The organism is Actinocorallia aurea (genome assembly GCF_054783995.1).
In genome coordinates this window covers 63834-81796 of the sequence record NZ_BAAGPQ010000031.1, presented here as the reverse complement: position 1 = coordinate 81796, position 17963 = coordinate 63834, and the positions used below count along the sequence as shown (strand labels likewise).

Genomic DNA, 17963 nt, shown 5'->3' with positions numbered 1-17963 from the left:
ACGAGGCCGGCGTGTGGGACGAGCTGCATCAAGCCCTGTTGGTGGAGTTGAACGGCGCACGGAAGCTGGATTGGTCACGGGCGGTGATCGACAGCAGCCACATCCGGGCGCTGAAGGGTGGCCCAAAACAGGAAGGAGCCCGGTCGACCGAGGTCGAGCGGGCTCCAAGCACCACGTCCTGACCGACGGCAACGGCATCCCCCTAGCGGTCTCGCTGGCCGGCGAGAACCGCAACGACGTCACCCAGCTACGGGACTGTTCGCCGCTGGGTCAGACATCACGAAATCAGGCTGTAGTACTAGGCCGTGTCCGGTGAGTCTTGGTGTTCGGCTGAGGTGGATCACGGATACGGGGTGTGATGGCGTGCATGGTGCGTCGTCATGAGCTGACCGATGCCGCCCGGGCGAGGGTGGAGCCTCTTCTGCCCGCTCAGGCGGCCCGTGGGGGCCGGTGGCTGGATCACCGGACCGTGTTGAACGGGATCTTGTGGAAGCTGGTGACGGGGGTTCCGTGGCGGGATCTGCCGGAGCGGTATGGCAACTGGAAGACGGTCTATGAGCGTTACCGCCGATGGGCAGGTGATGGGACGTTCGACCGGCTGCTGGAGCACGTCCCGGTCCATGACGACGCGATCGGCCGCCTCGACTGGAGCGTGAGCATCGACTCCACGATCGTGCGAGCCCATCAGCACGCGGCCGGCGCCCGCAAAAAGGGGAACACGGCGGGATAAACCGGGAGGCCCTCGGCCGGTCCCGGGGCGGGCTGACCAGCAAGATCCACCTCGCGGTCGACGGCCGCGGCTTGCCCCTCGCCCTGGTCGTCACCGGCGGGAACGTCAACGACTGCACGGTGTTCCCGCAGCTCATGAACACGCTGCGGGTGCCGCGGCCGGGCGCGGGAAGACCCCGCACCCGCCCGCCTTCGACCCCGCCGCCTACCGGCACCGCAACGTCATAGAGCGCTGCATCAACCGGCTCAAGCAATGGCGCGCCATCGCCACCCGCTACGACGAACTCGCCCACCACTACCAAGCAGGCATCACGCTCGTCAGCGCCCTCCTCTGGATCAACCAAGATCCACCGGACACGCTCTAGCCCCGCAGCTTTTACGGATGGGGAACCGCCGGGACACGCCGAAGAAACACGCGCGGCCCATCTATATCTGTCAAGCGACAGGAATTAGCCGACGTGCCTTTTCCCCGTGTTCTCCGAGAAGGCGGAAAAACAACAACGGCGGTCGATTTCGTGCACGGCCGTAATCCCCGTCCATTATCACGGTCGAATTACCCGGCGGTAATGGAGCCTTCCAAGCCGTTAGCCGATAAGATCGAGAAATTCGTTCACCGCCGGATTGGCCCCCTGCCCGGCGTTCGGCCAGCTCACCCCCGACCCCCCTCAGTGGAAGAAGGCCCGAAGAACCATGCGATTCCTCCCCCGACTCCGGACGGGCGCCGTACTGGGCGCCCTGCTGCTGGCCGCCTCGCTGACGGGTTGCGGCTCCGACGCCAAGAACAGCGCGTCCGGCGAAACGATCACCCTCGGCTTCTCCGCCTGGCCCGGCTGGTTCCCGTGGCAGGTGGCGGGTGAGAAGGGGCTGTTCGCGAAGAACAACATCAAGGTCGAACTGAAGTACTTCGACTCCTACACCGACTCGCTCCAGGCCCTCGCCAGCGGAGCGATCACCGCGAACAGCCAGACCCTCAATGACACCCTCGCCTCGGTGTCGGGCGGGGCCAAGCAGACCATCGTTCTGGTCAATGACAATTCGACCGGCAACGACCAGATCATCGCCGCCCCTGGCATCAACTCGATCGCCGACCTCAAGGGCAAGACGGTCTCGGCCGAGCAGGGCACCGTCGACCACTACCTGCTGCTGCTCGCACTGAAGAAGGCCGGGCTCAGCCCGACCGACATCACTTTCAAGCCGCTCACCACCGACGCCGCCGCCGCCGCGTTCGCCGCCAAGCAGGTCGACGCCGTCGGCGTGTTCGCGCCGTTCACCACGACCGCGCTCAAACTGCCCGGCAGCAAGGCGATCGCGACGTCCAAGGACTTCCCCGGCGCGATCCCCGACCACCTCGTGCTGCAGAACTCGTTCGTCTCGGCGCACCCCGAGCAGGTCCAGGGCCTGGTCCAGACGTGGTTCGACACGCTGAAGTGGATCAAGGAGAACCCGGCCGAGGCCATCCAGATCATGGCCAAGCGGGCGGGCGTCTCGGAGGCCGACTACAAGTCCTACGATTCCGGCACCACGATCTTCGACCTGAAGGAGAACGTCTCGGCGTTCGGCACCGGCACCGCGCCGACCAACCTCGACTACCAGGCCAAGGAGATCTCCTCCTTCCTGGTGTCGACGAAGCTCGCCGACACCGAACCGTCCCTGGACGGCCTGTTCGACGCGAAGTTCGTGGAAGCGGTCAAGCAGTGACCACCGCCCTCAGGCAGCACCGGACGCCGCTTCCCCGGCGGCGTCCGGCCCGCACCCTGCCGGCGCTGCTCACCCTGGGCGCGCCGGTCCCGCCGCGCGCGGTCTGGCTGCTGCGGGCCGCCTCCGTGCTCGTGCCGTTCACGCTCTGGCTGCTGGTCAGCGAAGCGGGCTGGGTGCAGGCGGAGTTCCTGCCCACCCCGTCCGCGACCTGGTCGGCGGGCTGGGAGATGGCCAAGTCGGGGCAGCTCGCCGACGACGCCTGGGCCAGCTCGTCCCGGATCCTGTGGGGGTTCGGGATCGCGACGCTGATCTCCGTCCCGCTCGGCATCCTCATGGGCGCCTACCGGTCGGCGCACGCCGCGCTGGAACCGGTGATCGGCATCCTGCGCTACCTGCCGGCCAGCGCGTTCATCCCGCTGCTGGTGATCTGGCTCGGCATCGGCGAGAGCTCGAAGATCGCGCTGCTGGTCATCGGCGTCGTCTTCTTCAACACGCTGATGACGGCCGACGTCGTCAAGGTCGTCCCGCGCGACCTGCGGCAGGTCTCGGCGACGCTCGGCGCCCGCCAGAACGAGATCCTGCGCCGGGTGATCGTGCCCTACGCCCTCCCCGGCATCCTGGACGCCCTGCGCGTCAACTTCGCGGTGGCCTGGAACCTCGTCGTCGTCGCAGAGCTGATCGCGGCCGAGTCGGGGCTCGGGTACCGCATCGCCCGCGCGGGCCGGTTCCTCCAGTCCGACAAGATCTTCGCCGTGCTGATCGTCATCGGGATGATCGGGCTGGCGATCGACGTCCTGCTGAGACTCCTTCGCGACCGGATCGGAAGGTGGCAGCCATGAAGCGCCTGGCCATCACGGGTGTCTCCCGTGACTTCGGCGGAGCACTCGCCCTCGACGGCATCTCCCTGGAGGTGTCCGCGGGCGAGTTCGTCTGCATCGTCGGCGCGAGCGGATCCGGCAAGTCGACGCTGCTGTCGCTGATCGCCGGACTCGACGTCCCCAGCCGGGGGACGATCACCCTGGACGGCCTGCCCGTCGAAGGGCCCGGCCCGGAACGCGGCCTGGTCTTCCAGACCGGCGCCCTGTTCCCGTTCCGGACCGTCGAGCAGAACGTGGCGTTCGGCCTCGAACCGCTCAGGATCAGCAAGGCCGACCGGCGCGAACGCATCGCCTGGTACCTGGCCGAGCTGGGCCTCACCGGCCTGGAGAAGCGGCTGCCCAAGGAGCTCTCGGGCGGCCAGCGGCAGCGGGTCGCGATCGCCCGCGCGCTGGCGTGCGAACCGGAGGTGCTGCTCCTGGACGAGCCGTTCGGCGCGCTCGACTGCCAGACCAAGGACGACATGCAGGTCTTCGTCCGCAAGGTCTGGCAGGACACCGGCACCACGATCGTCATGGTCACCCACGACGTGGAGGAGGCGGTCTTCCTGTCGCAGCGGATCGTGGTCCTGGCGACGTCGCCGGGCCGGGTCGCCGCCGAACTCCCGATCACCCTCCCCGACCAGCGGGACCTCCCGCTGAAGCTCACCCCGCATTTCCTCGACCTGCGCGCCAAGGTCGAGAGCCTGGTCCGCGACCACCGCTCGCCCTCCTACGCCTGACCGTTCCTGAGCACTGTCCAGGAGTGTCCTCCCGGGGTCAGTGCGCCTGTCCCGAACGGTGTTGGACAGACTGGTCCCCTGCTTTCACGCGCCCGGTGGAGCAGCGGATCGTGTCCGCTGTCCGGTCCGGGTGGGGCGGGGTTCCTCGCGCCTGGGGTCGTGGTGCCGGGCCTGGGCGGTCCGATGCCTCGCGTCATCGCTCTGGTGGTGCGGGGGCGGTGCCGTCCGTCGCCGGGCGCCATGGCCTTGGGCGCGCCGTCCGATCACGAGGCTTGCTGCCTCGTGTCGGCTGGTCTTGCGTTCCGGTGTGCTGGTGGGCTGCTGCCAGTGCTGGGCTCCCCACCGGCTGGTGTAGGCCGCATCGACCGCCACCAGCGCGATTGCGTGTTCGGCGGCCATCGACACCAGCCGGGCCTTCAGCCGGCCTGTCGGGATCCCGTGGACGACCTGCCGCAGACGCCGCCTGCCGTGCCTTTCGCGGGACTTGACGTCGCCGAAGTCGAGATCCTCGATGGCGATCGCGGCGACGCCGAGACGCCGCGCCCAGTGCAACAGCCCGGTCAAAGCGTGGCGAAGCTGGGCGTCCCGGTGCGAGGCGGTGCCCGTCAGGTCGTAGGGGAACCGGCGGGCTTCTCCGACCGGGTTGCCGCGCACGTCGAGGTGCCAGGCGGCGAGGTGGTCGGCATTGGTGTCGACCCCGACCACACCGCAGGCCAGCGCCGCCTCCAGCGGGATCGTCTGCACGGGCGGGCGCTGCCAGGACGCGTCCACGTACCAGCGGCCCCGTGCGGGGTCCAGGTGGATGCGGTAGGCCACCGCCCGATCGGCCTCCACCCGATCCACCCACTCCCGACCCCTATACGCGAAGGAGACTCGGGCGGACAGTGTGTAGCGGCCGTGGGGGGCGTTCGCGAGACCGGCCAGCGGGGCGGGCAGTTTGATCGACACCTGCCCGTCAGGGGTGATGCGCAGGGTTTCGTTGCCGTGCCGTTTGCCGGTCTCACCGTCGGGCGGACAGGAACCAGCGGGCCGCCTCCCACCGAGCGCGCCACTCCTGCTCACTCAACCCGGCAGCCTCCAGATGATGCCGGGAACGAGCCAGTGCCTTTCCGCCCCGCACCACCCGCACCCTGCCCTCGGCCCGATCCGCTGCGACCTGCGCCCGGCGTTGCTTCAAGACCGTCAGGCGTCGGGACTTGCCGAACCACTCCTGAGCCGACCGGTAGCCGCCCGGCACACCCCGGGCGCCTTTCTGTCCGACCGGCAGGGCGAGGCGGTGGCTGATCGTGGTGATGGCGGCGTCGAGGGTGGTGATGTGGGCGGTCTGGGAGCGGCGGGCCAGCGCCCACTGATCATGGGAGGCCTTGGTGATCGCACCCGCCCACCTCGACGACGACCCCCCGGTAAACTCCCGCTTGCGCTCCGCCCACCGCTGCGCGCTATGGCCCAGCCCATCGGCGCAACGCGCCTTCAGATCCCGGGATGCGAGGGATCCCAGATGCGCGCCGACCCGCCGCAACACCTCCTCATCGGCCGCGGCGAGGCCTTTCAAACGGGTCCGCACCGACACACCACAAGCCTCGGAGACCACGAACGGCCCGGCCATCGACCGCAGCGGCACCGACCCACCCAGAGCAGACGACCCCCTTCACCTGGCCGAAGTCACTGAATGTGATCGATCGAGAACCTACTCCCGATGCCAGGGCCATGTCCGGGAAACCGGACAACACACAGCCCATGCCATGCCGCCGGAACCAGCGACCGCACCCCGACCCGGGGACACCACGACCAGCACCACCGACACCACGAACACGACCTTGTAGACGCTTCCGAACACTCCTGAACACTCAGCGGGCAACAGTTCAATACCCTCCGGCGGCGCCCACCGTTCCACGGGACAAAACCGTGCCCCCGCCGCCGGAACGCACGAAGAGCCCGCCTCCCCGAGGCGGGCTCTTTCGCGAACGCGGGACGTCAGTGCCGTTCGGCCTGGATGAACCGCGGATCGAACAGGTCGTTCAGCGACGCCTTCATGGGGGAGAGCTGGTTGTCGACCAGGAACTGCGACAGCGACCGCGCCTGGAACGGCAGGCTCGTCGCCGTCGCGGTGTCCGACCGGAACGCCTCGACGTTCTGCTGCAGCGTGAAGATCGAGGTGCCCGAGTCGTAGGAGGTGTAGTCGGCCTCCGACACGCCCGCCCGCTTCGCCATGATCCGCAGCGCCTCGGCCCGGTGCGTCTTGATCCAGTCGAGCGTGTCGAACCAGGTCGAGACCATCGCCTGCACCTTCTCGGGGTGCTTGCGCAGGAACGCCCCGGTGACGACGAGCAGGTCGGGGATCGCCCCCGGGAACTCCTTGGACGTCGCGATCGCCTTGCTGTCCTCGAGCTGCAGGGCGGTCGTCGTGAACGGCGCGAACACCCCGACGGCGTCGAGTTTGCCCTGGTTGAAGGCCTCCGCGGCGGCGTCGGTCGCCATCGGCTCGAACTTGACGTCCTTGAGGCTGAGCCCGGCCCTGCGCAGCGCGAGCGTCAGCAGGTAGTGGTCGACGGTGCCGGCCTCGGCCGCGACCCGCTTGCCCTTCAGATCGGAGATCTTGGTGATGCCGGGCCGGGCGATGATCTGGTCGTTGCCGGTCGAGTTGTCGTTGACCAGGACGGCCGTGAGCCGCGCCCCGTCCGTCACCGCGGTGAGCGTGTCGTTGAGGGTCTGGCTGTTGGCGTCGATGTCGCCGTTGGTGAGCGCGGTCAGGCTGTCGGTGTAGTTGTCGTACCAGCGCAGCTCGAGTTTCAGGCCGTGCGCGGCGAAGAAGCCCTTCTCCTGGGCGACCTGCCAGGGGAACCAGCCGGGCCAGGCGCTGAACCCGAGCGTCACCGGCCGCTCCTCGGCCTCCGGCGTCTGGCCGGGGAGCATCGAGCAGCCGCCGAGGGGGAGCACCGCCAGCAGGACCGCGGCGGTCAGCGACCGGGTGGAACGGAGCATCCTGGCCTCCTAGCGGGCGTTGAAGATCACGCTGTCCAGCAGCGCGATCAGGACGTGTTTGACCGATTCGCGGTTCCGGGCGTCGCACAGGACGACCGGGGTGCGGTCCGCGATGCCCAGCGCCTCGCGGATCTCGTCCAGGTCGAACCGGTCGGAGCCGGGGAAGTAGTTGACGCCGATCGCGATCGGGATCTGCGCCTCCTCGAAGAAGTCGAGCGCGGGATACGCCTGGTCGATGCGGCGCGTGTCGACCAGCACGATCGCGCCGATCGCGCCCTCGATCAGGTCGTCCCAGAGGAACGCGAACCGCTCCTGGCCGGGCGTCCCGAACAGGTACAGCACGATGCGCTCGTCGACGGTGATCCGGCCGAAGTCGAACGCGACGGTCGTCGTCGACTTCGCCTCGACACCGGTCGTGTCGTCGACGCCCGCCGAGATCGACGTCATCGCCGCCTCGGTGGTCAGCGGCTCGATCTCGGAGATCGCGCCGACGAACGTGGTCTTCCCGACTCCGAAACCGCCCGAGACGATGATCTTCGCCGAGACGATGGAGGTGAGGGTTTCAGAGTGACCGAACACCTTCCCGGATCCTTTCCAGCAGGGCCAGCGAGAGGTGGCCGTTCAGGCCGGCCTGCTCATGGACGGTGAGGTAACGCTCGGCCAGCAGGTCGGCGATCAGCACCCGGGTGACGCCGAGCGGCACCCCGAGGCTCGCGGCGATCTCGGCGACCGACAGGGGCCACTGGCAGACCTCGACGATCCGCCGGCGTTCGAAGCTGAGCGGCGCCGACAGGGCCGCGGGGATGGCGGTGACCAGCGTCTCCACCCGGAGCCGGTCGTCGGCGGGCCGGGTGCGTCCGCCGGTGACGATGAACGGCCGGACGAACTGCTCGCCGGGGCCCTCGTCGGTCGGGACGGGCACGGTCGGGGGAGTGCCCGGCACGGCGGGCTCCGGCCCCTTGCGGTGCTCGACCGTGCCCGGCGGCCGGGGCGGCTCGTCGCGCCGGCCGTCGTTCACCGAAGAACCTCGTTCTTCAGCTCCGCGACGATCTCGGGCGTGAGGAGGGCGCCGAACCGCTCGCACAGCACCGCGATCTCGTGGCCGACCAGGCCCAGATCGCATTCGGTGGTCGCGACGACGCCCAGGCAGCTCCCGTCGGAGATCGACGAGACCAGCAGGAAGCCCCGCCGCATCTCGATCATCACCAGCTTGAGGCCGTCGAACCGGTACCGGTGGGACGCCGTCCGCGAGAGGCTGACGAGCCCCGAGATGATCGCGGCCAGGGGTTCGGCGGTCGGCCGGTCGAGACCGTCCGACATCGCCATCAGCAGCCCGTCGGAGGAGACGGCGACCGCGTCGGTCACCCCGTCGGTCTCCTTCACGAACCGGCCCAGCAGCCAGTTGACGTTGCTGATGTCCTGCGCGGTTTGGGACATGGCGGGGGCTCTCCTCCATCACTGCGGCTCATCGCCGGTGCGGGTGTCGGCGTTGTTGTAGCCGAGCCTGAAGCTGTCCAGCATCTGCCGGACCTCGCCGGGCGTCCGGTCGGGACGCGCCGGGGGACGGGGCTGCTCCGGCGTCGCGGGACGTTGCGCCGCCCCGGCCCGCCGGGTGCCGGGGGTGCGGGGCTGCCGCTTGAGCAGCCCGTTGCGGGTCGTTTTGGGGGCGGCGTGCCGGGGCCCGCCGCCGGGCTGGCCCTTGGCGAGCGGACCGGCGAGCGGACCGGGCGCGAACGGCGTCCCGCCGGTGGAGCCGGGCGGCTGCGGCGGCATCCCGCCGGAGTACGGCCCGTTCGGCGGTTGCGCCGACAGCGCTCCCGGCGGCACCGCGGGATGGGCTCCGCTGCCGTGGGACGCCGGGTACGCCCCGCTCGTCTGGGAGCCGCCGGGGACGGCCGGGTACGCCCCGCTGCCGCCGTTCTGCGCCGCTCCCGGGTAGATCCCGTTCGGCCCGGTGCCGGGCTGCGCACCGTCCGTCTGGGAGCCGCCGGGATAGACCCCGTTCGGTCCGGTGCCGGGGTTCGCGGCGCCCGGCTGCGCGCCGTTGGGGGACGCCGGGTGCGCGGGCCCGGAGCCGTTGGACGACGGGTGGGGCCCGCTGCCGTTCTGCCCGGACGTCCGGTCGCCGGGGATCGGCGCGCTCAGGTAGGCACCCGAGGTGTGCGGCCCGACCCCGGCGCTGACCGGCACCTGCTGCCGCGGCTCGGGCGCCGGCGCGGCCGACGGCTTGCCGGGCTGCTCCAGCAGCGACGTCGGGATCACCACGCGGGCGGTGACGCCGTTGAGCGGCGAGTCGTGCAGCCAGACCTTGATGCTGAGCCGCTGCGCGAGCCGGCCGACCACGTAGTGGCCGAGGTCGCGGGTCGGGCTGACCAGGAAGCTCTCCTCGCCGGCGAGCCGGGCGTTCGCGATGGCCATCGCCTCGGCCGTCATCCCGAGCCCCTGGTCGACGATCGCGATGTGGTACTCGTTCCCCGCCGAGCGGGCCTGCACCTCGACGGCGAGGTCCGGCGGCGAGAAGGCCAGGGCGTTCTCGACGAGTTCGGCGAGCAGGTGGGCGATCTCGGCGGCGGCCGCGCCCTGCACCATCGCCTTGTCGGCCCGGCGCAGCGTCACCCGGCGGTAGTCCTCGACCTCCGCGAACGCCGACCGCAGGACGTCGCCGACCGACACCGCGGTCGACCAGCGCCGCGGGCTGTGCTCCCCGGTGAGGATCAGCAGCGATTCGGCGTTCCGCCGCATGCGGGTGGCGAGGTGGTCGAGCTCGAAGAGGTTCGCCAGCTGGTTGGGGTCGGCTTCTTCCTTCTCCAGGGCGGAGATGAAGCCGAGCTGCCGGCGGACCAGGTTCTGGTTGCGTCGGCCGAGGTTGGCGAGGGATTCCGAGGTGTTGTACCGCATGACGGCCTGCTCGACCGCCAGCCGGACGGCCGTCTTCTGCAGGTGGTCGAGCGCCACCGCGACCTCGGCGAACTCGTCGTCCCGCTGGGCGAGGACCGATCCGGCGATCACGTGCTGCATGACGGCGCCGGGGTCGTCGGCCGCCTGGACGCGGGCGACGGCCTCGGGCAGCCGCCGCTCGGCGACGTCGTGGGCCTCGCCGGTCAGCATCGTCAGCGGGCGCATGATCGACCGGAAGGTGTACAGCCAGAGCAGCAGCGCGACGATCAGGCAGGCCAGTGCGAGCAGCGAGTACAGGAACAGGCCGCGGTCGGCGTCGCGGTGGATGCCCGCGACCCGCTGCCGGATGTCGTCGCCGAGGTCCCGCTGGATCTCGCGCAGGTCGTTGCCGATGGTCGTCATCGCGGCCGACCACTGCGGCGAGCTGAGCTTCAGCGGGCTGCCGTCGGCGCCGAGCAGCGCCTTCTGCTCGAAGTTCTCCGCCAGGCCCGCCTGCGACGTCTTGAGCGCCGCGGTCAGGTCGCTCTTGCGCTGCTCGGACGCCGTCTGCGAGAACCGGTCCAGCGCCTCGATCTTGGTGGCGCGGACCTCGGTGAAGCGCAGGTAGTCGTTCTGGGTGAAGTAGCCCTGGGCGAAGACGCCGCTGAGCTGGCTGCGCTCCAGGGCGACGGCCTCCTTGGCCTCACCGAGGGAGTGCAGGCTCTTCAGGTCGAGGCGGAGCGCCTGGTCGCTCTGGCCGAGGTCGCCCTCGGTGGAGAACCCGTTCAGCTTGACGATCGCCGAGGTGTAGAAGTCCAGCATCTCGGTGCGGTTCAGCCGGCCGGAGTCGGCGGAGTCGCGGATGAAGCTGAGCGTGTTGAGCCCGGCGAGCGCGTCGGAGACGGCCCGGGCGCTCGGCGAGGTGCCGCCCGCGATCTGCTGCTTGAGCGACTGCTCGTTGACGTCGGTGGCCCGGCGCTGCGCGTCGACCTGGGAGCGGAACTGCCCGGCGCCGCCGAGCAGGGAGCTGGTCAGGGACCGTTCCCGTTGCAGCGAGTGGATGAGGTCCTGGGCGGACAGTTCGAGGCCGACCAGGTGGGAGACGGCGTCGGCGTCACCGGAGATCCGGACCTGGTCGGCGACGCCGAAGCTCGCGACCGTCACCAGCAGCGAGGTGGGGACCAGCACGATGATCGCCAGCCGGGAGCGGATCGTGCGCCCGCCCCGCAACCATGAGCGTCCCTTCCGGCGGCGTTCGCCAGGCGGAGCCACATCTCCATTCATGTTCCGGATCCCATCTTGTTTCGGACCGACAATCACGAATCGGTGAAGACCTGAATGGCCGTCGCTCTGGTACACCAATCTAACTGGCCGACCGCCAGTCAGAGTAACGATCCGGACGAGTTTTCACACCTTTTTATAACGGCAGTTATGCGGGAATTCGAAAGAAAGGTACGGCAAAATGGCCAGACGTGCTCAGTGAAGTGACCCCGTAGACTTCTCTCGCTTCGTCAGTCGTTAACGGAGCTCCTTTGCAGCGCCGCCGCGACCCCATCCCAGAAACGTTCTCTCGCACGGAGTGACCCGGCGACCACGGAGGCGCACTCACGCCATTTCACGGAGTCCTCTCCGCAGAGATCCGCCACCATCCGCATCGCCATCGGAGTGTGCTCGCCCGCATCCACCTCGATATGGCGGGAAAGGTAATCGCGGAACAGCTCCAGACGTCCGTCCGGGTCATCGATCGCGGCCACCCGCGAGAACATCTCGGGGATGAGATCTTCCCTGCCGAACGCGAATGCGGCGGCCTTGCAGTGCAGCGGCGCGTGATCGATGACCTGGAAAGTCGCCAGCGTGAACTCGGCCGAAGGAGTGGGGACCGACGCAATGGCGAGCGCGTCCGGCACATTGTTACCGGTGCGTAGGAGTCGCAGCAGATCCAAGATCGGTTTCGTGTCGGCGCCCGATCTCTCCATGGCGGCGAGATAAAGCTCGAAATGGCTCGTGTACCCGCCGGCGAGAGCGTCGCTCTCCTCCACCAGCACGATCTCGTTGACCAGCCGGGTGCTGACGCCCGCGGCCCGCGGCGTCCAGGGGACGTCCACACAGGTCAGCTCGCGCTGCAGCGACTTCAGCAGCGACATGAAGTCCCAGACGGCGAACACGTGGTGGGCCATGAACGTGGCGACGGCCGCGTGGTCGTCGAGCATCAGGTAGACGGGGTGGCCCGTGACGGCCTTACGCTCGGCCTCGACCAGGCCGCGCAGCTCGGTGATCCGCGGCGGGTCCTCGGCCCAGGAGTAGCGGGACGGCGCCGTCATCACGCCTCCGCCGCGCGTTCGCGCAGCCGCGACCGCAGGATCTTGCCGGCCGGGTTGCGGGGGATCTCCTCGACGAAGATGAACCGGGTGGGCCGCTTGTAGGCGGCCAGCCGCTCCACGCACAGGCCCACCAGCTCGGCCTCGTCGACGCCCTCCGGCCCGGACGGCTGGACGAACGCGACCGGCGTCTGTCCCCAGTAGGCCGACGGCGCGGGCACCACGGCGACGTCCGCGACGTGCGGTGACGTCCGCAGCGCGTGCTCGATCTCGGCGGGGTAGACGTTCTGGCCGCCGCGCAGGATCAGGTCGTTGCGCCGGTCGACGACCCAGAGCAGGCCCGCCGGGTCGACGCAGCACAGATCGCGCGTGTTGAGCTCGCCGCCGGGGAGGGTTTCGGACGTGGCGGAGGGATTCTTCCAGTAGCCCTTCATCACCCCGTCGCCGCTCAGCCGCAGCTCGCCGATCTCCCCGTCGGGGAGGGTCGCGCCGTCGGGTCCGGCCACGCGGGCGACGGTGCCGAGCATCGGGCGTCCCGCGCAGGCCGCGCCGGGGACGGGCGGCGCCGACGGCTTGTCGTCGGGGCGCAGGGTGAGCGCGGGCCCGCCGCCCTCGGTGATCCCGTAGATCGTCTGGAGCCGGCCGCAGAACCGTTCCGCGGCCTCTTCTGCCAGGTCGGACGGCATCGGCGCGGCCCCGTGCAGCACCAGCTCGAGGGTGCCGAGGTCGGTCTCGGCCAGCGCCCTGGTCTCGAGGATCAGGCGGATCATCGACGGGACGAGGAAGGTCTGGGTGACCTGCCAGGCGCTGATCGCGGTCAGGCAGCCCTGCGGGGTGAAGCGGTCCAGGACGCACACGGTCGCGCCCGCGGCCAGGTAGTCCAGTGCGATCACCATGCTGCCGTGGAACAGCGGGCAGGCGTTGAGGTAGATGGCCGAGGGGCCGGATCCGACGTCGGCGAGCCACGCGTGGGCGTTGGCCGCGAACGACCGCTGGTCGACCACCACGCCCTTGGGGCGTCCGGTGGTCGCGGAGGTGTGCAGGATCGCGGCCGGCGCGTCGAGCGTCGAGCCGCAGGCCGGAGCGGCCGCGTCGGGCAGCCGCTCGATCTCCTCCAGCGCGACGGCGGGCAGGCCGGGCAGCAGCGCGGCGAGCCGCGTGCGGGCGGCGTCGTCGCCGATCAGCAGCACCGGGTCCAGCGGGGCCAGCACCGCCGCGATCTCGGGGTCGGTGAGCGCCGGGTTGACCGGCGCGGCGACCACCCCGGCGACGGCGCAGGCGAAGTAGGTCTCCAGGATCTCGACGCGGTTGGCGCCGATCACCGCGATCCGGTCGCCGGGCGCGGCCCGCTCGGCCAGCAGCGCGGCCAGCGCGTGGACGTCCCGTTCGAACTCGCGCCACGAGACGTCGCGCCGGACGTCACGCAGCGCCAGCGCGTCGGGCCTGCGAGCGCGGTGCCGTTCGATGAGTGATCCGAGCCACATCTCACCTCGCCCCCTCGAGCAGGTCGGCGACCGCGCGCACGGACGTCAGGCCCGCCAACTCGTCGCCGTTCAGCGGCCGGCCGAGGACGTCCTCGCAGCGCAGCCCGATCCGCACGATCTCGCCGGAGTCGACGCCGCCGAACGCCAGGTCGTCGTCGTCGGACAGTCGGTCGACGACGGCCGCCAGATCGACGCTGTTCTCGATCAGCGCACGGGCCGCGGATCTCGACTCGGGGGATGACACGGAGATCACCTTCTTGGAGGGGGGAGGCTCGGGGAGGGCCTGGTGCGACCGAGCCGTTAGTGAAGAGGCGTGTGGGAGTTCCGGCAATCCGTACGAACCCCAACTTTTTTGCAGATTCCCCCAGATCGCGCCCGAGCCATGCCCCCGTGTCCGGTTCTGTGACATTTATGGTGGTTGACCGACTGTTTCAGGGCGGTAAACGTTCCTGGCCGGATGTTGCCGCATTCCGGCCACGTGTGGTTTGGTGCGCAGTGCTCCAGGCGAATCAGTGTCCGTTCTAACGGGAGCGCGGATGAACAACCCGGTAACCGCACACCACGACGACCCGACGTTTCTCGTACGCCGTGCACAGCGTGGAGATCTCACCGCTCTGGCCACTCTGCTGCAACAAATCACCCCGTTCATCGAACGCATTTGCCGTCCGATCGCGAGCCAGGACACCCCGGACGCGGTCCAGGAATCCCTGATCGTCATCTACCAGAATCTCGGTGCCCTCGAGAAACCGGCGGCGATCTACGCATGGGTAAGGATCATCGCGCTCCGAGAGGCGATACGCGTCGCGCGGATCGCGGGACGAGTGATCGCCACCGACGTGATCGAGATCGTCGGCTCGAACTCGCCCCAACTCGGCACCGAGATCCGTGACGTCCTCGGCCGGCTGACTCCAGAGCACCGGACGATGTTGACTCTCCGTCACGTTGAGGAGTTGGACGAGCAGACGGTGGCGAAATCGCTTGATCTTCCGCTGGGAACTGTCCGGTCACGGCTGTTCCGAGCCCGTCGGGCATTTCGCGACGCATGGGAGGGAGAAGCGGCCGCGGGATAACAAATTAGGTATTGGTGGGAATGTAATCCACTGAACCGGCCTCTGTTATGTCGTGCTGTCTCGACTGACCGATCTCACAACGCGGCGTCCCCGGCGGTTCCTGTGGGCGGCCGTCCTGCTGGTCGTCGCCGGTCTGCTGGCCGGCACCGTGGCGTCGCTCGCGATGACCATGGGCCTGGGCGACTACGACGACCCGGCGTCGCCGAGCTCCGCCGCGCGCCGCGACGTGCTCGCCGCCACCGGCATAGACCCCGAACAGGGGTATCTGGTGCTGATCCGGCTCGACCGCGCCCTCGACCCGGCCGGGCCGCCGCCCGCCGAGGTCACCAGGGTCGAAGGGCTCCTCGCGGCACGTCCCGAGGTCCGCTCCGTGCTCACCTACGCCTCCGCCCACGACCCCCGGATGGTCGCGGCGGACCGGCGGTCCACGTTCGTGGCCGCGGCCGTCGGCTCCTTCACCGGGAACCACGAGCGGGACGCCGTCGCCGCCGTCCAGGACGCGCTGAAGGCCGACCCGCTGCTGGCGGGAAAGACCTGGCTGGGCGGGCCGACGACCGCGAACGTCCAGGTCAGCGCCGTCTCCACGATCGATCTGGCGATCGCCGAGACCGCCGCGTTCCCGATCCTGCTGATCCTGCTGCTGTTCGTCTTCCGCGGCGTCGTCGCGGCCGTGCTGCCGCTGATCGGCGCGGTCTGCGCGATCGCGATCGCGATGCTCGGGCTGGCCGCCGTCATGCCGTTCCTCAAGCTCTCGATCTTCGCGCTGAACCTGCTGCTGGCGCTCGGCGTTGGGCTGGCGGTCGACTTCAGCCTGCTGATGGTGTCCCGGTTCCGGGAGGAGCTGGCCGCCGGACGCGACGTCCCGGAGGCCGTGCGCGCCACCGTCGCGACCGCGGGGCGGACCGTCCTGTTCAGCGCGCTCACCGTCGCCGCGGCCATGGCGACGCTGCTGCTGTTCCCGCAGCGGTTCCTGTACTCGATGGGCCTGGCCGGAGTGCTGTGCACGGCCGCGGCCGCCGCGTTCGCGCTGGTGCTGCTGCCCGCCCTGCTCGCCCTGCTCGGCCACCGGGTGGACCGCTGGGCGCCTCGCCGCCATGGGCTGCCGCCGCGCGGCCGCTGGTACGCCTTCGCGCACGCCGTCATGCGCCGTCCGGTGGTGTTCGGGCTGGCGGCCGCCGCGCTCCTGCTCGCCTGCGGCGTGCCGTTCACCAGGATCGCCTTCACCGGCGTCGACGCGACCGTGCTGCCGTCGAGCGAGTCGGCCGGGCACGTCAGCCGGGAGCTGGCGGCGGCCTTCCCCGACGCGCCCGGCAGCCCGATCCGCCTGGTCGTCACCGCGCCCGACGACGCCGGGCCCGCTCTCACCGACTACGCGACGCGGGTCCGCGGCGTCACCGGGATCACCGCCGTGGGCGCGCCCGAACGCCTGGCGCCGGGACTCTGGCAGCTCGAGGCCGTCCCGGACGGGCCGCCGCTGAAGGCCGCCGCGCTCTCGGCGCTGGACCGGGTGGCGGCGCTGCCCGCCCCCTACCCCGTCCGGGCGACCGGACAGACCGCCTGGTTCGCCGCCATGCAGGACAGCCTCGGCGCCCACCTCCCCGGCGCGCTGGCCCTGCTCATCGCGACCACCCTCGTCCTGCTGTTCGCGCTGACCGGCTCGCTGGTCCTCCCCGTCAAGGCGCTGATCATGAACGGGCTGTCGCTGTCGGCGGCGCTCGGCCTGCTCGTCCTCGTCTTCCAGGACGGCCGCTTCGAGGACCTGCTGGGCTTCACCGGCCAGGGCGCCCTGGAGTCGACCGCGCCGATCATCCTGTTCGCGCTCGTGTTCGGCCTGTCCACCGACTACACCGTGTTCCTGCTCAGCCGGATCAAGGAGCACCACGACGCCGGGCTCCCCACCCGGGAGGCCGTCGCCGTCGGGTTGGAGCGGACCGGCCGGATCGTGACGATGGCCGCCGCGCTCCTGGCGATCGCGGTCGGCGCCCTCGCCCTGTCCCGGCTGGCGTTCATCAAGGAACTCGGGCTCGGCGCGGCCGTCGCCGTCCTCATCGACGCCACGATCGTCCGTGCGGTCCTCGTCCCGTCCCTCATGGCGATCATGGGCGGGCTCAACTGGTGGGCGCCCGGACCACTGCGGCGGCTGCACGCCCGCCGCGCCGCGCCGATCCCCCTCGTCGTCCTCTCGCCCGATCCGAAGAACACCGAGGTGGTGCAGCTCCGATGACCCTCCACTATCCGCTCGACGCCGTGACGGCTCGCTCCTGGCGGTCGGCCGTCCGGCGGCTGATCCCGACCCCCGCCGCCCACCGGCGCGCCGACGTCGGCCGGGACGCCGCGCGCTCCCTCCTCGGCTGCGACGACGCCACCCTCGACCTGCTCCTCGAAGCCGGGCTGCCCAGCTCCGGCACCGGCGACGCCGCCCGCTTCGACCGGTTCGACCTGATCAACGTCGCGATCTACGGCGGGGCCGGGCGGAGCGTCCCGGAGGCCGCCCAGCGGTACGTGCTCCGGTACGCCGACGGGCGTCCCGATTCGTGGACCGAACCGCGGCGCTGGACGCTCCGCTGGCTGCTGCGCTGCGCCGACCAGACCTGCGAGGGCAAGTGGCGGGTCCGGCTCCCGACGCCGGAACTGTTCGGCGGCTCCCTCACCGACCCGCCCGGCCCCGACCCCCTGGAGACGACCGGACCGTCCGTCCGGATCACCACCGGGGCGGTCACCGCGGGGCACCGCGCCGAGGTCCGCTCCCCGGTCGCCCGCGCCCTGTTCGACGAGGTGCTGACCGAACTGGAGACCGGCCGGCTCCGCTACCAGTGGCTGCCCGCCGACCTCGGCGCCGACCTGCCCGGCGCCGTCGCCAACGGCACCCTCGACTGCGTCGCCGCCGCCCTGCTGCTCGCCGAACGCGGCCGCGAACGGGGCCTTTCGACCCGGACCCGGCGCGGCCGGATGCTCGGCATGATCGCCGTCGACCACGCCTGGGCCGAGATCCGCGACGACGACGGCCGCTGGCTGCCGCTCGACCCGGTCTTCGCGCTGCTGGGCGGCACCGGCAGGACCGGCCCGGCCGCCGCCGGCTTCGCCGCGTTCTGCGCGGGCTCCGTCCCCGGACGGTTCCTGCCGTGGGACGTCGCCGCGGGCGCCCCGCTGGCCGAGCACTCCTGCGGCGCGTGGACCGAGACGTTCCTGGCCTCACCGGCCTGACCGA

The 17963-nt window shown here is 70.5% G+C and carries 16 protein-coding genes and 2 pseudogenes; 8 read left to right on the top strand and 10 right to left on the bottom strand.

The genetic code is table 11. The annotated features are described in order from the left end of the window. From ACYVOM_RS34665 to ACYVOM_RS34645, 5 genes and pseudogenes are all read left to right on the top strand, one after another. A pseudogene (locus ACYVOM_RS34665) lies at positions 1–182 on the top strand (IS5/IS1182 family transposase); the annotation flags it as partial. A 188-nt stretch (positions 183–370) separates the two neighbouring features. Continuing rightward, a pseudogene (locus ACYVOM_RS34660) lies at positions 371–1094 on the top strand (IS5 family transposase). A gap of 325 nt (positions 1095–1419) precedes the next feature. Continuing rightward, positions 1420–2427, top strand: coding sequence for an ABC transporter substrate-binding protein (locus ACYVOM_RS34655; protein WP_460307809.1), 1008 nt, complete (start codon positions 1420–1422; stop codon positions 2425–2427). Then, the gene (locus ACYVOM_RS34650; protein WP_460307808.1) at positions 2424–3266 is read left to right on the top strand and encodes an ABC transporter permease; all 843 of its coding nucleotides are present in this window, start codon (positions 2424–2426) and stop codon (positions 3264–3266) included. The genes ACYVOM_RS34655 and ACYVOM_RS34650 overlap by 4 nt, the downstream gene beginning before the upstream one ends. Next, positions 3263–4024, top strand: coding sequence for an ABC transporter ATP-binding protein (locus ACYVOM_RS34645; RefSeq protein ID WP_460307807.1), 762 nt, complete (start codon positions 3263–3265; stop codon positions 4022–4024). The genes ACYVOM_RS34650 and ACYVOM_RS34645 overlap by 4 nt, the downstream gene beginning before the upstream one ends. 84 nt (positions 4025–4108) lie before the next feature. Here the strand turns inward: ACYVOM_RS34645 and ACYVOM_RS34640 are convergent, their stop codons facing one another. The 10 genes from ACYVOM_RS34640 to ACYVOM_RS34595 form a co-directional block, all read right to left on the bottom strand. Beyond that, positions 4109–4858 carry a nuclease/transposase family protein gene (locus tag ACYVOM_RS34640; RefSeq protein WP_460307806.1) on the bottom strand — a complete coding sequence of 250 codons (750 nt, stop codon included), beginning with the start codon at positions 4856–4858 and terminating at the stop codon, positions 4109–4111. Positions 4859–5024: 166 nt separating this feature from the next. Continuing rightward, the gene (locus ACYVOM_RS34635) at positions 5025–5645 is read right to left on the bottom strand and encodes a hypothetical protein (protein WP_460307805.1); all 621 of its coding nucleotides are present in this window, start codon (positions 5643–5645) and stop codon (positions 5025–5027) included. Positions 5646–5998: 353 nt separating this feature from the next. After that, a complete protein-coding gene (locus tag ACYVOM_RS34630) occupies positions 5999–7006 on the bottom strand; it encodes an ABC transporter substrate-binding protein (protein ID WP_460307804.1) in 1008 nt (335 codons plus the stop codon). 9 nt (positions 7007–7015) lie between these two features. After that, positions 7016–7585 (bottom strand): GTP-binding protein, encoded by a 570-nt coding sequence (locus ACYVOM_RS34625; RefSeq protein ID WP_460307803.1) that lies wholly within the window; start codon positions 7583–7585, stop codon positions 7016–7018. Next, complete coding sequence (locus ACYVOM_RS34620) at positions 7569–8024, bottom strand: DUF742 domain-containing protein (protein ID WP_460307802.1); 456 nt, start codon at positions 8022–8024, stop codon at positions 7569–7571. Before ACYVOM_RS34620 ends, ACYVOM_RS34625 begins: the two co-directional genes overlap by 17 nt. Continuing rightward, positions 8021–8443 carry a roadblock/LC7 domain-containing protein gene (locus ACYVOM_RS34615; protein ID WP_460307801.1) on the bottom strand — a complete coding sequence of 141 codons (423 nt, stop codon included), beginning with the start codon at positions 8441–8443 and terminating at the stop codon, positions 8021–8023. The genes ACYVOM_RS34620 and ACYVOM_RS34615 overlap by 4 nt, the downstream gene beginning before the upstream one ends. A gap of 18 nt (positions 8444–8461) precedes the next feature. Continuing rightward, complete coding sequence (locus ACYVOM_RS34610) at positions 8462–11113, bottom strand: nitrate- and nitrite sensing domain-containing protein (protein ID WP_460307800.1); 2652 nt, start codon at positions 11111–11113, stop codon at positions 8462–8464. 281 nt (positions 11114–11394) lie between these two features. Beyond that, positions 11395–12204: a DUF3050 domain-containing protein gene (locus ACYVOM_RS34605; RefSeq protein WP_460307799.1), complete on the bottom strand. Its 810-nt coding sequence runs from the start codon at positions 12202–12204 to the stop codon at positions 11395–11397. Then, positions 12204–13685: a class I adenylate-forming enzyme family protein gene (locus ACYVOM_RS34600; RefSeq protein ID WP_460307798.1), complete on the bottom strand. Its 1482-nt coding sequence runs from the start codon at positions 13683–13685 to the stop codon at positions 12204–12206. Before ACYVOM_RS34600 ends, ACYVOM_RS34605 begins: the two co-directional genes overlap by 1 nt. 1 nt (position 13686) lies before the next feature. Further along, a complete protein-coding gene (locus ACYVOM_RS34595; protein ID WP_460307797.1) occupies positions 13687–13929 on the bottom strand; it encodes a phosphopantetheine-binding protein in 243 nt (80 codons plus the stop codon). 292 nt (positions 13930–14221) lie between these two features. Here ACYVOM_RS34595 and ACYVOM_RS34590 point away from each other — a divergent pair, with 292 nt between their 5' ends. Genes ACYVOM_RS34590 through ACYVOM_RS34580 form a run of 3 tightly spaced genes read left to right on the top strand, consistent with a single transcriptional unit; the run spans position 14222 to position 17959 of the window. Continuing rightward, positions 14222–14755 (top strand): RNA polymerase sigma factor, encoded by a 534-nt coding sequence (locus tag ACYVOM_RS34590; protein ID WP_460307796.1) that lies wholly within the window; start codon positions 14222–14224, stop codon positions 14753–14755. Between the two features lie 52 nt (positions 14756–14807). Next, positions 14808–16979 carry an MMPL family transporter gene (locus ACYVOM_RS34585; RefSeq protein ID WP_460307795.1) on the top strand — a complete coding sequence of 724 codons (2172 nt, stop codon included), beginning with the start codon at positions 14808–14810 and terminating at the stop codon, positions 16977–16979. Next, positions 16976–17959 carry a transglutaminase-like domain-containing protein gene (locus ACYVOM_RS34580; protein WP_460307794.1) on the top strand — a complete coding sequence of 328 codons (984 nt, stop codon included), beginning with the start codon at positions 16976–16978 and terminating at the stop codon, positions 17957–17959. Before ACYVOM_RS34585 ends, ACYVOM_RS34580 begins: the two co-directional genes overlap by 4 nt. Positions 17960–17963 lie beyond the last annotated feature (4 nt).